15 protein-coding genes and 1 riboswitch are annotated in these 14,606 nt (G+C 72.4%); of the genes, 7 read left to right on the top strand and 8 right to left on the bottom strand.

What is annotated here, in order from left to right; translation table 11 throughout:
- The first annotated feature begins 39 nt into the window (after positions 1-39).
- From ACQUSR_RS10170 to ACQUSR_RS10160, 3 genes are read left to right on the top strand one after another with little or no spacing between them, the layout of a single operon-like run.
- Positions 40-921 carry a helix-turn-helix domain-containing protein gene (locus ACQUSR_RS10170; protein WP_431042241.1) on the top strand — a complete coding sequence of 294 codons (882 nt, stop codon included), beginning with the start codon at positions 40-42 and terminating at the stop codon, positions 919-921.
- Positions 922-932: 11 nt separating this feature from the next.
- A complete protein-coding gene (locus tag ACQUSR_RS10165; RefSeq protein WP_431042240.1) occupies positions 933-1,139 on the top strand; it encodes a DUF397 domain-containing protein in 207 nt (68 codons plus the stop codon).
- A gap of 10 nt (positions 1,140-1,149) precedes the next feature.
- A complete protein-coding gene (locus tag ACQUSR_RS10160) occupies positions 1,150-1,347 on the top strand; it encodes a DUF397 domain-containing protein (protein WP_431042239.1) in 198 nt (65 codons plus the stop codon).
- A gap of 219 nt (positions 1,348-1,566) precedes the next feature.
- On the opposite strand, the gene ACQUSR_RS10155 is transcribed toward ACQUSR_RS10160, so the two are convergent.
- Entirely contained in the window at positions 1,567-2,538 is a 972-nt protein-coding gene (locus tag ACQUSR_RS10155; RefSeq protein WP_431042238.1) for a hypothetical protein, read from the bottom strand.
- Positions 2,539-2,700: 162 nt separating this feature from the next.
- Here ACQUSR_RS10155 and ACQUSR_RS10150 point away from each other — a divergent pair, with 162 nt between their 5' ends.
- Positions 2,701-3,522: a polysaccharide deacetylase family protein gene (locus tag ACQUSR_RS10150; RefSeq protein ID WP_431042237.1), complete on the top strand. Its 822-nt coding sequence runs from the start codon at positions 2,701-2,703 to the stop codon at positions 3,520-3,522.
- 140 nt (positions 3,523-3,662) lie between these two features.
- On the opposite strand, the gene ACQUSR_RS10145 is transcribed toward ACQUSR_RS10150, so the two are convergent.
- From ACQUSR_RS10145 to ACQUSR_RS10135, 3 genes are all read right to left on the bottom strand, one after another.
- Positions 3,663-4,013, bottom strand: coding sequence for an antibiotic biosynthesis monooxygenase family protein (locus tag ACQUSR_RS10145; protein WP_431042236.1), 351 nt, complete (start codon positions 4,011-4,013; stop codon positions 3,663-3,665).
- A 61-nt stretch (positions 4,014-4,074) separates the two neighbouring features.
- Positions 4,075-4,497, bottom strand: a complete 423-nt coding sequence (locus tag ACQUSR_RS10140; RefSeq protein ID WP_431042235.1) for a hypothetical protein — start codon at positions 4,495-4,497, stop codon at positions 4,075-4,077.
- A 21-nt stretch (positions 4,498-4,518) separates the two neighbouring features.
- On the bottom strand, positions 4,519-5,898 hold the full coding sequence (locus ACQUSR_RS10135; protein WP_431042234.1) for an FAD-binding oxidoreductase: 1,380 nt from the start codon (positions 5,896-5,898) through the stop codon (positions 4,519-4,521).
- Between the two features lie 77 nt (positions 5,899-5,975).
- On the opposite strand from ACQUSR_RS10135, the gene ACQUSR_RS10130 reads away from it, so the two are divergent.
- Positions 5,976-6,941, top strand: a complete 966-nt coding sequence (locus ACQUSR_RS10130; protein ID WP_431042233.1) for a helix-turn-helix transcriptional regulator — start codon at positions 5,976-5,978, stop codon at positions 6,939-6,941.
- A 74-nt stretch (positions 6,942-7,015) separates the two neighbouring features.
- Here the strand turns inward: ACQUSR_RS10130 and ACQUSR_RS10125 are convergent, their stop codons facing one another.
- The 3 genes from ACQUSR_RS10125 to ACQUSR_RS10115 are packed head-to-tail and all read right to left on the bottom strand — an operon-like array spanning position 7,016 to position 11,129.
- Positions 7,016-8,503 (bottom strand): penicillin-binding transpeptidase domain-containing protein, encoded by a 1,488-nt coding sequence (locus ACQUSR_RS10125; RefSeq protein ID WP_431042232.1) that lies wholly within the window; start codon positions 8,501-8,503, stop codon positions 7,016-7,018.
- Positions 8,504-8,528: 25 nt separating this feature from the next.
- Positions 8,529-9,953, bottom strand: a complete 1,425-nt coding sequence (locus tag ACQUSR_RS10120; RefSeq protein WP_431042231.1) for an FtsW/RodA/SpoVE family cell cycle protein — start codon at positions 9,951-9,953, stop codon at positions 8,529-8,531.
- A gap of 36 nt (positions 9,954-9,989) precedes the next feature.
- A complete protein-coding gene (locus tag ACQUSR_RS10115; RefSeq protein ID WP_431042230.1) occupies positions 9,990-11,129 on the bottom strand; it encodes a LysR family transcriptional regulator in 1,140 nt (379 codons plus the stop codon).
- A gap of 112 nt (positions 11,130-11,241) precedes the next feature.
- Here ACQUSR_RS10115 and ACQUSR_RS10110 point away from each other — a divergent pair, with 112 nt between their 5' ends.
- Together ACQUSR_RS10110 and ACQUSR_RS10105 are read left to right on the top strand one after the other, a co-directional pair.
- On the top strand, positions 11,242-12,459 hold the full coding sequence (locus tag ACQUSR_RS10110; RefSeq protein ID WP_431042229.1) for an MFS transporter: 1,218 nt from the start codon (positions 11,242-11,244) through the stop codon (positions 12,457-12,459).
- A gap of 138 nt (positions 12,460-12,597) precedes the next feature.
- On the top strand, positions 12,598-12,873 hold the full coding sequence (locus tag ACQUSR_RS10105; protein ID WP_431042228.1) for a hypothetical protein: 276 nt from the start codon (positions 12,598-12,600) through the stop codon (positions 12,871-12,873).
- A 134-nt stretch (positions 12,874-13,007) separates the two neighbouring features.
- Here ACQUSR_RS10105 and ACQUSR_RS10100 read toward each other — a convergent pair whose 3' ends face one another.
- A complete protein-coding gene (locus ACQUSR_RS10100; RefSeq protein ID WP_431042227.1) occupies positions 13,008-14,195 on the bottom strand; it encodes a transglycosylase family protein in 1,188 nt (395 codons plus the stop codon).
- Positions 14,196-14,200: 5 nt separating this feature from the next.
- Positions 14,201-14,382: riboswitch (cyclic di-AMP (ydaO/yuaA leader) on the bottom strand.
- Between the last annotated feature and the right edge of the window lie 224 nt (positions 14,383-14,606).

The following is a 14,606-nucleotide window of genomic DNA, read 5'->3' as shown; positions in this document are numbered from 1 at the left end:
GGCGGCGCGACACACTGCGGGTATACGAGGAGGAGTCGCATGCCGCCGAGGGTCAACCCAAGCGAACGCCAGCGCCGATTGGGCGCCGAACTGCGCAGGCTGCGAACCCGTGCACGGATGTCCGGCGACGACGTTGGGGCGCTGCTCGATGCCGACCGCACCCGGGTCAGCCACATCGAGGCGGGGCGCGTTGACGTCCCGCGCAACGGTTTGTACAAGTTGCTACGCGCGTTCGGTTGCGATGACGGGCCGCTCTTCGACGCGCTGATGGACATGGCGCACGATCGAGGCAAGGGCTGGTGGGACGAGTTCCGGGATGTGGTCGCGCCTGTGGGGTGCGACCTGGCGGAGTTGGAGTTCCGGTCGACCGACATCCGGATGCATGAGCCCTTGTTCGTGCCCGGGCTGTTGCAGACGGCGGACTACGCCCGCGCTGTGATCGCGGAGTCGGAAGGCGATGCCCGGCGCGTTGACCGCTTCGTGGCGTTTCGGCTCGCACGGCAACGCGTCCTTACGGCGGAGCTTCCGGTCACCTTCCGTGTGATTGTCCATGAGGCGGCGTTGCACGCCCAGATCGGCGGCCCCAGAACCATGCGCAGGCAGCTGCTTCGGTTGATTGAGGCGGCTCGGCTACCCAATGTCACCGTGCAGGTATTTCCGTTCGAAGCCGGTGCGTACTCGTCGTACAGCAGTTCCTTCGGCATCTTTGCAGGTGCCGTGCCCGAACTGGCCACCGTGATCCTGGAACAGCCGCTGGACTCCGTGTTCCTCCGGGATGGCGGTCACATCGACGAGTACGCCAGAATGTTTGAACGGCTGTCCGAATTGGCGCTGGCTCCTGTTGATCCGGAGGCCCCACCGGAGTCTCACGACTCCCGCGACTCGCTGAGTCTCATCCAGCACGTGATGTACAAGCTGTGAGAGGGAGTGAAATGTCCCAGCTCGTGTGGCGCAAGTCTTCGTTCAGCGGCGGTGGCAACGGCAACTGCGTCGAGGTGGCGACCGGCTCCGACGGGCTGATCCGCTTCCGCGAGAGCGACGACCCCGACGTCGTCGCGGTCACCGCCCCCGCGTCGCTGCGGGCCTTCCTCAGGGGCGCCAAGGCCGGGGCGTTCGACCACGTCACGTACAAGCCTTGAGGAGGGCGCGATGTCCCGGCTCGCGTGGCGCAAGTCTTCGTTCAGCGGCGGTGGCAACGGCAGCTGCGTCGAGCTGGCCACCAGCGCCAACGGGCTGATCCGCTTCCGCGAGAGCGACGACCCCGACGTCGTCGCGGCCACCGCCCCCGCGACGTTGCGCGCCTTCATAAGGGGCGCCAAGGCCGGGCGGTTCGACCGCATCGTGTGACCCGCCCTGCCGGGCGGACGGGCTGACCGGGTGGTGCGGCGACGTTCGCGGCGCGCGGCGAGTTGGATGGCCTCGCGCATGATCTCGGCCTCAGGCACACCTCGCCGTGCGGCGGCCTCCTTGATCGTGGAGAGGTCTGCGGGGTCTGCGTAGATCACCGTTCGTTTCAGGGGCACGCGTCTATGTTGCTGCACGCGTACCCGTGAAGGACTCCTTCGGCTACACCAAGCCGAGCCGGTCCTTGTCGAGGAGGGGGAACCTCTCCTGGGCCTCACGCAGGGCCCGCTCGCGCGCGTACTCCGCCCCCGACTCCGTGGGCTTGCCCCAGGCTTCGGGGTGGAGATATGTACCGCGCTCCGCCTCCGGCTTGGGCTCCTCCGCCGTGAAGGGGTTGGCCCGTGCGAAGTGGTCCCGGCGGACGCCGGTGACCTGCCAGGAGACCTTCGTTTCGGGGCGGTCGGTGGCGATGGTGAAGCGGTTGTCGCGGACCTCTTCGGAGACCGCCGCCTGGGTGAGGGCGCCGATGACCGTCAACTGGTAGCGGAAGTCCTCGTTCAGCTCCTCGAAGTACTCGGGGAGGGTGACGACGGCCGAGCCGTCCGCGTCCGTCACGACCGTGCCGCTGTAGACGTTCAGCTGCTGGTCGGACTCGACGAAGGAATGGCGCAGGAAGCGGTTCTCCGGGTCGAGGGGGTGGTCGATCTGGAAGCCGCCGCCGGACTTGTACAGGAAGCCGCTGACGTAGACCGGGCCGCTGAAATAGCCGGCGTACCCCTGGGCCGCCTTGCCCCAGACGCCGATGGCGGCGGTGCCGTTGTTCGCCTCGCCGACGACGCCCACGCTGTCCGTGCCGGAGGCCGTCCCGCACACCGCGCTGACGGCGGGGCCGTCGCGGTCGGTCAGGCCCCGTACGCCGAAGACGCCATGGGACCAGCCGTTCGTGCCGGTTCCCTCGTCGCTGCCGCCGATCACCCCGTGACCGGCGTAACCCCACAGGCCCACATTCCCGTCCGCTTGCGAGGCGATACCGAAGGCCCCGACCCCTTTGACCCCGGTCGCCTCGGCCATGATCCCGATCAACCCCGCCGCGGTAACGGCGAGCGTCTCCTTGGGCGCCGAGGATTTCAGCTCGGTCTTGTCCGCCCCGGCGTCGTTGGTGGAGCCGAGCTTCATCGGTTGTCCTGAGGCCATGCCACGTCCCTCCGTGCAGAGTCGTCACGGCCATGGAACCGCGTGACCCGGGCCACGTCGCGCGGGAGCGGGCTGATCGGCGTACTGCCCGTGAGCCGTTCCACAGCCCCCGAATCCGGCGTAAAACGGAACCGCGCCATGATCCCGCCCCTCTACAGGGGCATGGCACGACTGACCGACTCGCAGCGGCGCATCGCGATCGCCTTCTCCTCCGTCCTGGCGCTGATAGCGGTGATCGCGGGGACCCTCGCCCTCACCGGGGGGCGCGACGACGACCGGGCCCAGCGGGACGGGCAGGCGAACGAACGGCCGGCGGGGGAGCGCGGCAAGCCGCACGGCGGCTCCGAGGACGACGCCGCGGGCCGTGTGCCGCGCGACATCGTCCACGCCACCGAGTCCGGCGGCAAGGCCGTGAACGTCACCATCGACGACGGGCCCGACCCGGTGTGGACCCCGCAGGTGCTGGACGTTCTCCGCACCTACGGCGTCAAGGCCACCTTCTGCATGATCGGCCCGCAGGCCCAGGCGCACCCGGACCTCGTCAAGAAGGTGGTCGCGGCCGGGCACCGGCTGTGCGACCACACGGTGAGCCACGACGTCACCATGGACCACAAGCCGGTCGCGTACCAGGAGAAGGAGATCCTGGACGCGAAGAAGATGATCGAGGACGCGGCGGGCGGCGCGAAGGTGCAGTACTACCGGGCGCCCGGTGGCGCCTTCACCCCCGACAGCCGCCGGATCGCCGCCGATCACGGCATGCGGCCGCTCGGCTGGAACGTCGACACCAAGGACTTCGAGCTGCCCGGCGCCGCCGGGATCGTCGCGGCCGTCAAGAACGAGCTGGCGAACGGGCCGACCATCCTCTTCCACGACGGGGGCGGGCCGCGCGGCGAGACCGTCGCGGCGCTCCGCGAGGTGCTGCCGTGGCTGAAGAGCCAGGGGTACGGGTTCAGCTTCCCGCAGATCACGCAGCCGAGCCGGTAGGCCGGAACTCCCAGCCGGGCGGGTACGCCGGTCCCCGGCGGTACGCCGGATTCCCGGCCGGGGGCAAGCCAGCCCGAGTCGGCCGTCCCACGGGGCGGCCGACACGGCGGGCGGTTGGCGTGACCACCTCGGCTCCGCTGCTACGCGAAGAACTCGACGGCGACGTCGTACAGGCCCGGGCTTGACGTGATCGGCGTTTGCGGGTCCTCGCCCGCCGCTCGGGTGCGCTCCCGGAACTCGGTGTCCGCAGTGGCGGCCTCCCACGCCTCCCGGCTTTCCCAGTGGGACACATTGACGAGCTGGAACCGGGTCTCCGACGAACGGGCCCGGTGCAGCCGGGAGTCGAGGAATCCGGGCTTGGTGCTCATGAGTGCGGCGCGCTGCTCCCATTGGGCGATGAACGCATCGAGGTGCTCGGCGGCTACTTCGAAGATGTTGATGAACGTGACGGACGAGCCCGGCGCGTTCACCGGCTGGCTCTCTATGGTCATGGGGACTCCAAGATCGGGTGGCGCGGCCTGGCCCGCTCGGCGCGGGCCGGGTAGCGGTGGGTCAGGTCGTGCCGCGCAGTGCGGCGAGTTGCAGGACGGTGAACACCGAGACGGGGACGGCTTGCAGGATCGTCCACGCCGTGCCGGCGGCGTTGGGGTCCCACCAGTCGAGGACGAGGGAGGCGACGCTCGCCGCCACCCACGCGACTCCGATCGCGACGACAAGCCGCACCCATGCGGCGGGCGGACGAGCGCGGCCCGCCAGCACAGCGACGCCCATGCCGATCGTCAGCATCAGGCCGCCGGAGGTGAGTACCAGCTCGCCGCCGACGCCGAGCAGCCGGGCGAGGGGGCCGGAGGCGAAGACGTAGACCAGCCCGAACACGATCATTCCGGCCGCGTCCATGGCGAGGATCCGGCGCAGCGGAGTATGCGCCGACAGGTGGGGATCGGTCGGGGCGACGTCCGCGGATGACGGTGTCATGAGGTCTCCAAGCGGTCGACGTCACCGGGTGGTGCGCGGCGGGATGTTGTAGTTGAGGCGGAAGACGTTCCGGGGGTCGTAGTCGGCCTTCAGCGCGGTCAGCCGCCTGTGGTCGTCCGCGGTGTAGGCGGTGCGTATCCGTTCCTGATCGGCGGTGTCGCCGTGGCCCATGAAGTTGAGGAACCGGCCGCTGGTCCAGGGCTCCAGGTCCTTGAACACGCGCTCCAGGAACGCGTGCGCGTCGGTGGCGGAGACGCCGATCAAGGGGGTGAGGACCGCCAGCATGAAGCGTGCGTCGCGATGGCCGACGGCGTTCGGGTGTACGGGCCGGCGGGCCAGCGCACCGCCCAGGTGGCGCAGTTCCACGATGGCCGGCAGCGCCGTGCCGGGGCCGGTGTGGTCGAGGAGCGTACGGACCGTGTCGCCGTCCAGGTCCGCCAGGAAGGCGTTGTCGGCGGCCCACGGCATCGGGACCGGGGGATCGTCGTGGATGTCGGCGCTCTGCTCGTAGGGCATGTCGCGCAGGTTCTCCAGCAGCCGGGGACCGGCCTGGCGGAGCGGTTCGACCATCCGCTCGCCGGCCTCGGGGGAGCCGGTGAAGGCGATCCGCACGTGGCAGACGTGGCGTCCGCGCATCGGCTCGGGCACTTGGGGGTCGTCCGGGAAGGGAATCAGTGCGACCGACGAGTTCATCTCATCGGGCACCGTGGCGGTCCACTGCCGGTACGCCTCCAGGATCCCGGGGTTCTGCTCGACGTCGAAGAAGAGCCCGCCGCCGTACAGCCGGGCCACCGGGACCAGGCCGAACTCCATGCCGGTGACGATGCCGAAGTTGTCCCGCCCGCCCAGCAGCGCCCAGTACAGCTCCGGGTCGGCGTACGGGGTGACGTGGCGCAGCCGCCCGTCGGCGGTCACCACGTCCATGGCCAGCACCTGGTCGGCCGCCCAGCCGTGGCTGCGTCCGAGCAGCGGGAGCCCTCCGCCCAGGGTGTAGGAGACTACGCCCACGTGCGGGGCGGAGCCGTTCAGCGGTGCCAGGCCGTGCCGTGCCGCCTCGGGGATCACCTGCTCGAAGCGGGCGCCGGCCGCGACGTGCGCGCTGCGGGTCTCGGGGCCGACGCGGACAGCGGCCATGCGCCGGGTGGTGACCAGCAGTCCGCCCTCGGCGGCCACCGAGAAGCCGTGCCCGGTGTTCTGTACGGCTACCGGCAGGCCGTGCGCCGCGGCGAAGGCGACGGCCGCCGCCACGTCCTCCGCCCGCGCGGCGCCGACGATCACCTCCGGACGGTGCCGCGCGGCGAAGTTGAAGCCCGTCCGCTCCTCGTCGAAGCCCTCCTGGCCGGGCAACAGCACAGGTCCCTCGATACGGGCGGCCAGGGTCTCGATGTCGTGACGCTCCACGATCCTGCTCCTTCGTCGGTGCCAACGGGAGCGATCTTGACGGGCTTATATGACATCCGCCGTCATATTCTGCGCGGGTGAAATTCGACCGCCTGCTCTCGATCGTGCTGCTGCTCCAGCACCGTGACCTGGTCCCGGCCAAGGAGCTCGCCGAGCGCCTGGAGGTGTCGCGGCGCACCATCTACCGCGATGTCGAAGCGCTGTCGGCGGCCGGCGTCCCGGTGTACGCCGAGCGTGGCCAGGACGGCGGCATCGGGCTCTTGGACGGCTTCCGCACCGACGTCACAGGCCTGACCACCGACGAGGCGCGCGCTCTGTTCGTGCTGGCGTCGCAGAGCGCCCACTCGGCGCTCGGCCTCGACCAGGCCCTCGGCTCCGCGCTGCGCAAGGTGATGGCCGCGCTGCCCGCCCCGCACCGCCCGGCGGCCGAGTCGACCAGCCGCCGCATCCTCGTCGAACCCGACCGCTGGCATGCCGCACCCCGCCCCGAGAGCGACCTGGAGGCCCTGTACGCCGCGGTCCTCAGCGACCGCCGGCTGCGCGTCCGCTACCGCCACAGCGGCCAGACCGCGCTGCGCACCTACACCGTCGACCCCTACGGGCTGGTGGCCAAGGCCGGCACCTGGTATCTGGTCGCCGACCACAGGGGCAAGCCGCGGCTCTTCCGCGCGGACCGGCTGTCGCAGGTCAGCGTCGTCGAGGCCGCAGCGCGCCGCCGACCCGGCGCGGAGCTGACCCAGGTCTGGTACGACCTGCGCCGCGAGGTGGAAGACCGCAGCGGCGGCGTCACGATCGCCGTCCGGATGCGCCGGGAACGGCTGGACATGGTGACCCGCATCGCCGGCGGCTACTTCACCGGGCCACCTGTCCCCGAGGCCGGCACCGACGAGTGGCTGCGGGTGGAGGTCGTCTACCCCGTCGTGGAGGCGGTCCGCCACCTGCTGCAGTTCGGCGCCGACGTCCAGGTCGTCGGCCCTTCCGAGGCGCGCGAGGAGATGACCCGCGCCATCGCCGAGTTGGCCGGACTCTACGGCACTGCCTGAACCACGGCTTCGGGGTTCGCCCTGTTGAGGACGGTCAGCCGGTGTCGGTGCCCGGCTGCGGGCACGGTGCCCTGCTACGGGCGTGTTCCGCGCACCGCCGCCCGCAGCACCGGTCCCGCCACCCGTGCCGCCTCCGTCGCCCCGTCGGTCTCCCGGTCCGCCGCCGGGGCCTCCACCACCGCCGCCATCGCCACCGCGGGCAGCGGCGCGCCCTCCTTCTGCGCCCAGCCGATGAACCAGGCGTACGGCGTGCCCCCGTCCCGTGCCCCGTCCCGTGCCCCGCGCCGCGTCCCGTCCCGCGCCGTGCCGGTCGTGCCGCCCACCGTGGCCCCGGGCACCGCGGCCGGCCCGGCCGTGCCGTCGGTGACCGCGCCGACCATCATCCGCCTGAGCTCCGCCGCCGTCCGCCGGCTGATCGGCTGGTGCGCGACGGCGTGCGGGGTGACCGCCACCGTCGCGCCGTCTCCGTCCGTCAACCGGTCCACCAGGTGCGGCCGCGGCACATTGCCGCCGCCCGCGACCGCGGCGGCGACCATCGCCATCTGGAGTGGAGTGGCGGCGACGCCCGCGTGCCCGATGGCGGACAGCGCCAGCCGCCCCGGGGGCGTCCGCCGGTCGAACGTGCTCGTGGCCACCGGCGACGGAACCGCCGGACCGGGCTCGTTGAAGCCGAAGCGTTCGGCGGTGGCCACCATCGCGGCCGGCCCGGTCCGCACGCCCAGCGCGGCGAAGACGCTGTCGCAGGAGACGGCCAGGGCGCGGCGCAGCGAGGCGTGGGCGCACTCGCGCGGCCGGTCGCGGACCATGAGGCGGGTACCCGGCAGGTGGTACGGGTTGGGGGTGCCGGTGCGCGCGTCGGCGTCGGCGGCGGTGCCGTGTTCCAGCGCCGCCGCGGCCGTGACGACGTTGAACGTGGAGCCGGGCGGATACGTCCGGCCCAGGGCCCGGTTGAGCATCGGCCGGTCGGGATCGGCGGTCAGCCGCTGCCACGCGCGGGTCACGGCCGCCCCGTTGCCCGACAGCCGGCCCGGATCGTAGGAGGGGGTGCTGACCAGGGCGAGGATCCGTCCGGTGCCCGGATCGAGGGCGGCGACCGCGCCCTTCCGCCGGCCCAGCACGGCGAACGCGGCGCGCTGGAGGGCGGGGTCGATGGTGGTGGCCACGGCGCCGCCGGGCTGCCGGGCCCGGGTGAGGTCGTCCCACAGCGGCAGCAGGGCCAGCCGCGGATCGGTGCCGGTGAGGACGGCGTCCTCGGCGTGTTCCAGGAGCGAGGCGCCGTAGCTCTGGGAGGCGTAGCCGGTGACGGGCGCGTAGAGGGGTCCTTCGCGGTAGGTGCGCTCGTACCGCAGCCGCTGGCCGGTGTCCGTGGAGCCGGTGACGGGTACGCCGCCGACCAGGATGTCGCCGCGCGGCTGGCTGTAGCGGGCGATGGTCCGGCGGCGGTTGGCCGGGTTGTCGTCGTACTCGTCCGCTTTGAGGGCCTGGATCCGGGCGGCGTTGACCAGGGGCGCGAGCAGCAGCAGAAGGCAGAAGACGGCGGTGTGCCGGACGCAGCGGGTCACGCGGCGGCCCCCGACACGCGGCGGGTCACGCGGGGCCCGCCGACTGCCGCGGCTCCGCCGACAGTCCGGAGCGGCCCGGGCGTCCCGGCCGCCCCGGCTCCTCGGGCCGTCCGGGCTGTCCGCGGGCGCTGTCGCTGAGCCGCATGAGCAGCGCGATGATGATCCAGTTGGTGATCACCGAGGAGCCGCCCTGGGCGAGGAACGGCATCGGCATCCCCGTCAGCGGGATCAGGCCGGTCACCCCGCCCGCGATGACGAAGACCTGGAGCGCGAGGATGGCGGCGAGACCGGCGGCGAGCAGCCTGCCGAACGGGTCGCGGAGGACAAGCGCGGTTCGGAAGCCGCAGGCGATCAGCAGCGCGTACAGCAGGAACAGCGCCGTCAGACCGGCCAGCCCCAGCTCCTCGCCGACCGTCGCCAGGATGAAGTCGGACTTCATGGCGAAGCCGATGAGGGAGGAGTGGCCCTCGCCCAGACCGGTGCCGAGCACGCCGCCCGCGGCGAACGCGAAGAGGGACTGGGCGAGCTGGTTCGCGCCGCCGGCACCGGACTCGGTGCCCGCGAACGGGTGCAGCCAGTCCCGTACCCGTTCGTTGACATGCGGTTCCACGGACGCGACGGCCGCCGCCCCGGCCGCCACCAGCAGCAGGCCGACCGCGATCCACCCGAGGCGGCCGGTGGCGACGTACAGCAGGACGACGAAGAGCCCGAAGAACAGGATCGAGGTGCCCAGGTCCCGCTCCAGGACCAGTACGCCCACGCTGACCAGCCAGATCGCGACGACCGGGCCGAGCACCCGGCCGGGCGGCAGCCGCAGCGGGCCGATCGTGCGGCCGAGATGCGCCAGCGCGTGCCGCCCCGCCGCGAGATAGGCCGCGAAGAACACCGCGAGCAGGACCTTGGCGAACTCGCCCGGCTGGAACGACAGCCCGGCGACCCGCACCCAGATCTTGGCGCCGTTGATCGCGGGGAAGAAGACCGGCAGCGTGAGCAGGGCCAGGGCGGTGGCGACGCACACGTACGCGTAGGCCTGGAGGGCCCGGTGGTCCCGGAGGCTCAGCACGGCGGCCATGAACAGCGCCATGCCGAGGGTGGACCAGACGAGCTGGGTCGGGGCGGCGGGGTCACCGGGCGTGGCGAGATCCAGCCGGTAGATGAGGACCAGCCCGAGGCCGTTGAGGAGGAAGGCGATGGGGAGGAGGAGCGGATCGGCGTACGGGGCGCGGAGCCGGACGGTGAGATGGGCGGCGAGCGCGAGCACACCGAGCCCGGAGCCGTACCGGGCCGCGTCGGGCGGGAAGGCACCGCGGACGGCGAAGCCGACGGTCATATAGCCGAAGACGCAGATCAGGACGGCGCCGACGAGGAGCGCGAGCTCCGTGCCACGGCGCTTGGGGGGCCGGAGCAGCACCGGGGGAGCGGTGGTGGTCGGTGCTGCGGCGGCGGTCATGGCGGGGAATGTAGCGGCTCGGCTCCGGCGAGGGCCTCAGACGCGCGCGCCCGCCCCCACGCCGCGACCACCCGGCGGAACGCTGCCCGCGCCATGCGGCGGAACGCCGTCCGCTCCGCGTGATGGGAGGGCGTCCTCGCGGCGCGGTGGAAGGCTGACCTCGCCATGGGGCGCCACGGCGTCCGTATGACGCGGCCCTGTGGCGTCCGCGTCACGCGGCCCTACGGCGTTCGCGCTACCGGGTGGATCGGCGTCCGTATGACGCGGCCGAACGGCGTCCGCGAGCGTCCGGCTGAACGTCCGTATTCGCTCGGTCTCGTGGGAACGCCGCCACACCAGGCCCAGGACCGAGTCCGGCGCGCCGGTGACCGGCACGAACGCGACATCCCTGCGCCCCTGGTGCAGCGCGGTCGGGGCGCAGCACAGCATCGTGCCCCGGTCCGCCGCGACGTACGTCAGCCCCTCCTGGAGTGTGCGCACCTGAGGCCCGCGCGGGATCGGCCGCCCGCCCGGCGTCACGGTGGGGGCCATGGCCTCCCGCCAGTAGTCCGGCGCGGGCGCCGTCGGGCCGATCAGCCGGGAGTCCGCCAGCTCCTCCACGGACACCGACGCCCGCGCCGCGAACGGGTGCCGCACCGAGACGGCCAGGGTCTGCGGCTGCCGTGAGAAGGCCGGACCCGGTATCAGGTCCGGCTCGGCGACCGGCAGCAGGACGATGGCCGCGTCCACCGCGCCGGAGCGCACCGCGCCGAACGGGTCGCCCAGCGGGATCTCGACCGTCTCCACCTCGCAGCCCGGGTGCCGGTCGCGGAAGTCGGCGATCACCCCCATGACGCACTCGTCCGCCGTGCCCAGGAAGCCCAGGCGCAGCGGCTCCTCAAGGCCGCGGGCCGCCGCCCGCGCGGAGTCCACCGCGCCGCGCAGGGCGGCGTACGCGGGCCGCAACTCGGCCAGGAAGCGCTCGCCGAGCGGGGTCAGCCGGACACGGCGGCTGGTGCGGTCCAGCAGCCGGGCGCCGATCCGCCGCTCCAGCGAGCGAAGGAGCTGGCTCACCCGGCTCTGTGTGACGTACAGCCGCTCGGCGGCGCGCCCGAAGTGCAACTCCTCGCTGAGGGCGAGGAAGCACTCCAGCTCGCGCGTCTCCAGGCCGCCGCCGCTCCGGTCGGTGGCTGCCACCCCTGAGTTCCCCTCCCTCCGCGCCTGCGTGAAACAGATCGATGACTCTCACTCATAGAAGGCTGAGCGGTTGGCCGTTGTTCCCGGACAGGCACGGTTGTTCGCTGGAGACATGTCCGAAGCTACGGAAATCACCCTCGCGGCGTCGCGTTCCGACGACGCGTCACGCCGGTCCCGAACGGCGTGGCTCGCCGTCGGCACGGTCGCCGTCGGCATCTTCTCCGTCGTCACCACCGAGATGCTGCCGGTCGGCCTGCTCACCTCCATCGGCGCCACCCTCGGGACCTCCGACGGCACGGTCGGGCTGGCCCTGACCGTCCCCGGCCTGGTCGCCGCGGTCGCCGCCCCGCTGCTGGCCGTCGCCGTCGGCCGACTGGACCGGCGGCTGGTGCTGTGCGGACTGATGGGCCTGCTGGCCGTCGCCAATCTGGTGTCGGCCCTCGCGCCGACCTTCCCCGTTCTGCTCGCCGCCCGGGTCATGGTCGGCGTCAGCATCGGCGGCGTATGGGCCATCGCGGGCGGTCTGGCCGCCCGGCTGGTGCCCGAGCGGTCCGCGGGCGCCGCCACCTCCCTGATCTTCAGCGGCGTCGCCGTCGCCTCGGTGCTCGGGGTGCCCGCCGGGACGCTGATCGGCGACCTGGCCGGCTGGCGGGCGGCGTTCGGATGCGTCTGCGCGCTGGCGCTGGCCGTCACGGTCGCCATGGCCGTCCTGCTGCCTCCGCTGCCCGCCGACCGCCCGGTCCGGCTCGGCGAGGTGTCCGCGCTGTTCCGCAACGCCCGCCTCCGGGCCGGGCTGGTCACCACCGGGCTGCTGGTGGTGGCGCACTTCGGCGCGTACACGTACGTGCGGCCGGTGCTGGAGGACGTGTCCGGCGTCGGGGCGGGCCTGATCAGCACGCTGCTGCTGGTGTACGGAGTGGCGGGCGTCGCCGGGAACTTCCTGGCCGGTTCGGTGGCCCACCGCGACCCGCGCCGGACGCTGATGGTCCTGTGCGCGTTGCTGGCCGCGGCCGAGCTGCTGGTCCCGCTCCTGGGCCGGACCACCGCCGGGGCCGTCGTGCTGCTGGTGCTGTGGGGTCTGGCGTACGGAGGCGTCTCCGTCACCGCCCAGAACTGGGTGCTGCGCTCCGCACCGGAGGCGCCCGAGGCGGCCTCGGCCCTGTTCGTCGCGGTCTTCAACCTGGCCATCTCACTCGGCGCGCTGCTCGGCGGCCGGGCCGCCGACCAGATCGCGCTCTCCAGCGTGATGTGGTGCGGAGGAGCGCTGGCGGTGCTGGCGCTGGTCAGCGCGGGGGTACTGGGCCGGGTGGGGCGTGCGGAGCGCGGGTGACACCGTCGGTACCGGAACGCCTACGTTCCGGTACCCGGATCCGCCCGTATGGCGCAGACGGCGGGAGGCCGCCCCCCATCGGTGGGATCATGAAGGACAGGGGACCTTCAGGGGACTCTTCTTCGGGGAGTGAGCCCGATGACAGCGAGCATGTACGTGGTCTGGAGCGCGGTGGAGCCAGGGCGCGTCGTTTACGAGACGCACTCGATCGAGGCGATCACGGACACCGCGGGCGTGCACGCGGAGGTCAAGAGCGAGACCCATGAGGTCGCGCTCCGCAGCCGGGCGCACGCGCGGTCGATCGCGGAAGCGGGAGGCTACGAGCTACGGGCCGAGGGCGAGGCGTGGGAGAGCCTGCCCGAGGAGGGCCCCCCGGAGGACGGCCTCCCCGAGGAGAGCCCCCCACAGGAGTGATGTCCCACCCGGGAAAGTCCGACGCCCGAGGCGTCCGGCGCCGCAGGGGGGAAGTGCGGGCCGGAAGCCTCGGGCGTGGGTCTTGTGACGACGCGGGAGCGCTGTCTGATCGACGTCGGCTGGTGCCGGGAGGATCAGATGCTGACGCCGTGCGCGCGCAGGTAGGCGATCGGGTCGACGTCCGAGCCGTAGCCGGCGGCGGTGCGGATCTCGAAGTGCAGGTGCGGGCCGCTGCTGTTGCCGGTGGTGCCGGACAGGCCGATCTGCTCGCCGCCGTTCACGGTCTCGCCGACCGTGACGGACAGGGACGACAGGTGCGCGTACTGGCTGTACTTGCCGTCCTCGTGCCGGATGACGACCTGGTTGCCGTAGGCGCCACCCCAGCCGGCGGAGACGACCGTGCCGGAGCCGACGGCCTTGATGCCGGTTCCGGTGCCGACGGGGAAGTCGACGCCGGTGTGGTAGCCGCTGGACCAGGCGCTGCCGGCCTGGTGGTACGGGGTGCCCATCGCGGCGTCGACCGGGGCGGTCCAGCCGGTGGCGGCCGGGGCCTCGGTGTGCGCCGGGGCGGGCTTGGGGGCCGTGGGCTTCGGGGCGGCCGGCTTCGGCGCGGCGTGCTTCGGGGCGCGCGGCTCGGCGGCCTGCTCGGTCAGGGACAGGTCCTGACCCGGGAAGATGAGGTTCGGGTTGCCGCCGACGACCTCGCGGTTGGCCTCGTAGACGGCCTGCCAGCCACCCTCGACGCCGTGCGTCTGGGCGATCTTGTACAGCGTGTCGCCGCTGACGACGGTGTAGGTCTCGTCCTGCGCCGGCGCGGCGGGCTTCGCGTGCTTCGGGCCGGCCTTGGGCGCCGCCTTAGGCGCCTCGGCCTTCGGAGCCGCGGCCTTCGGGGCAGCCGCGGGGGCGGCCTTCGCACCGTCGGGGGAGATCGCCGGGGCGGGACCGCCCTGGGCCAGCCCGGCCTTGGCGGAGCACACCGGCCAGGCGCCCGGGCCCTGCTCGGCGAGGACCTTCTCGGCGATGGCGATCTGCTGGTCCTTGGTGGCCAGGTCGGCGCGCGGCGCGTACTTGGTGCCGCCGAAGGCCTCCCAGGTGGACTGCGTGAACTGCAGGCCGCCGAAGAAGCCGTTACCGGTGTTGATGCTCCAGTTGCCGGTGCTTTCGCAGTCCGCGACCTTGTCCCAGGTCTCTACGGAGGCGGCGTTGGCCGACGTGGCGCCGACGAGGGGAAGGGCCACACCGGCACCGCTCGCGGCGAGCGCGAGCGAGACCTTGGCGATTCGGCCGGGGTTATAGCGACGGTGACGTCCGCGAGCAGACATAGGGGTGTTCCTCTCCTACGCCTGCGAGGTGAGCTGTCGGGTTCGGGCTGGAGTTGCCCGGCCGCGTCATCGGGCGGCATTCACCGCCACCGCAACGCGTCTTCACCCCAAGCCGGTTCGCGGGTTGTCCGCGACTCGGCACTTACCTGGTTCCCCCGCTCCTGCCGTGATGCGTCGTCGTTTCTCCTTGGCCGGCGGCAGGATTCGGCGCTCCGGCTTCGGGTCTCCCGAGCCTCTATGGCTGCGGGAGCGGCGGCCACCGTAAGCGGAAGAATTTCGCGGTCACAAGCCGCGTGACATGCGCCGGTGATCCATTTCCGATTTGACTCGGTATTTATGTCACGCTGCGCTTTGGATCTCTTTCGCAGCGAAATGGAGATCTTGCACAATGGCGTGACGGAAAAGCATGGG

The sequence above is a fragment of the Streptomyces sp. P1-3 genome, from assembly GCF_050613155.1.
Taxonomy (GTDB): Bacteria; Actinomycetota; Actinomycetes; order Streptomycetales; family Streptomycetaceae; genus Streptomyces.
This window is presented reverse-complemented; position numbering and strand designations above follow the sequence as displayed.

Coding starts and splice junctions, on each gene's coding strand:
- ACQUSR_RS10170 (WP_431042241.1), top strand. CDS start 40: ATGCCGCCGAGGGTCAACCCAAGCGAACGCCAGCGCCGATTGGGCGCC.
- ACQUSR_RS10165 (WP_431042240.1), top strand. CDS start 933: ATGTCCCAGCTCGTGTGGCGCAAGTCTTCGTTCAGCGGCGGTGGCAAC.
- ACQUSR_RS10160 (WP_431042239.1), top strand. CDS start 1,150: ATGTCCCGGCTCGCGTGGCGCAAGTCTTCGTTCAGCGGCGGTGGCAAC.
- ACQUSR_RS10155 (WP_431042238.1), bottom strand. CDS start 2,538: ATGGCCTCAGGACAACCGATGAAGCTCGGCTCCACCAACGACGCCGGG.
- ACQUSR_RS10150 (WP_431042237.1), top strand. CDS start 2,701: ATGGCACGACTGACCGACTCGCAGCGGCGCATCGCGATCGCCTTCTCC.
- ACQUSR_RS10145 (WP_431042236.1), bottom strand. CDS start 4,013: ATGACCATAGAGAGCCAGCCGGTGAACGCGCCGGGCTCGTCCGTCACG.
- ACQUSR_RS10140 (WP_431042235.1), bottom strand. CDS start 4,497: ATGACACCGTCATCCGCGGACGTCGCCCCGACCGATCCCCACCTGTCG.
- ACQUSR_RS10120 (WP_431042231.1), bottom strand. CDS start 9,953: ATGACCGCCGCCGCAGCACCGACCACCACCGCTCCCCCGGTGCTGCTC.
- ACQUSR_RS10110 (WP_431042229.1), top strand. CDS start 11,242: ATGTCCGAAGCTACGGAAATCACCCTCGCGGCGTCGCGTTCCGACGAC.
- ACQUSR_RS10105 (WP_431042228.1), top strand. CDS start 12,598: ATGACAGCGAGCATGTACGTGGTCTGGAGCGCGGTGGAGCCAGGGCGC.
- ACQUSR_RS10100 (WP_431042227.1), bottom strand. CDS start 14,195: ATGTCTGCTCGCGGACGTCACCGTCGCTATAACCCCGGCCGAATCGCC.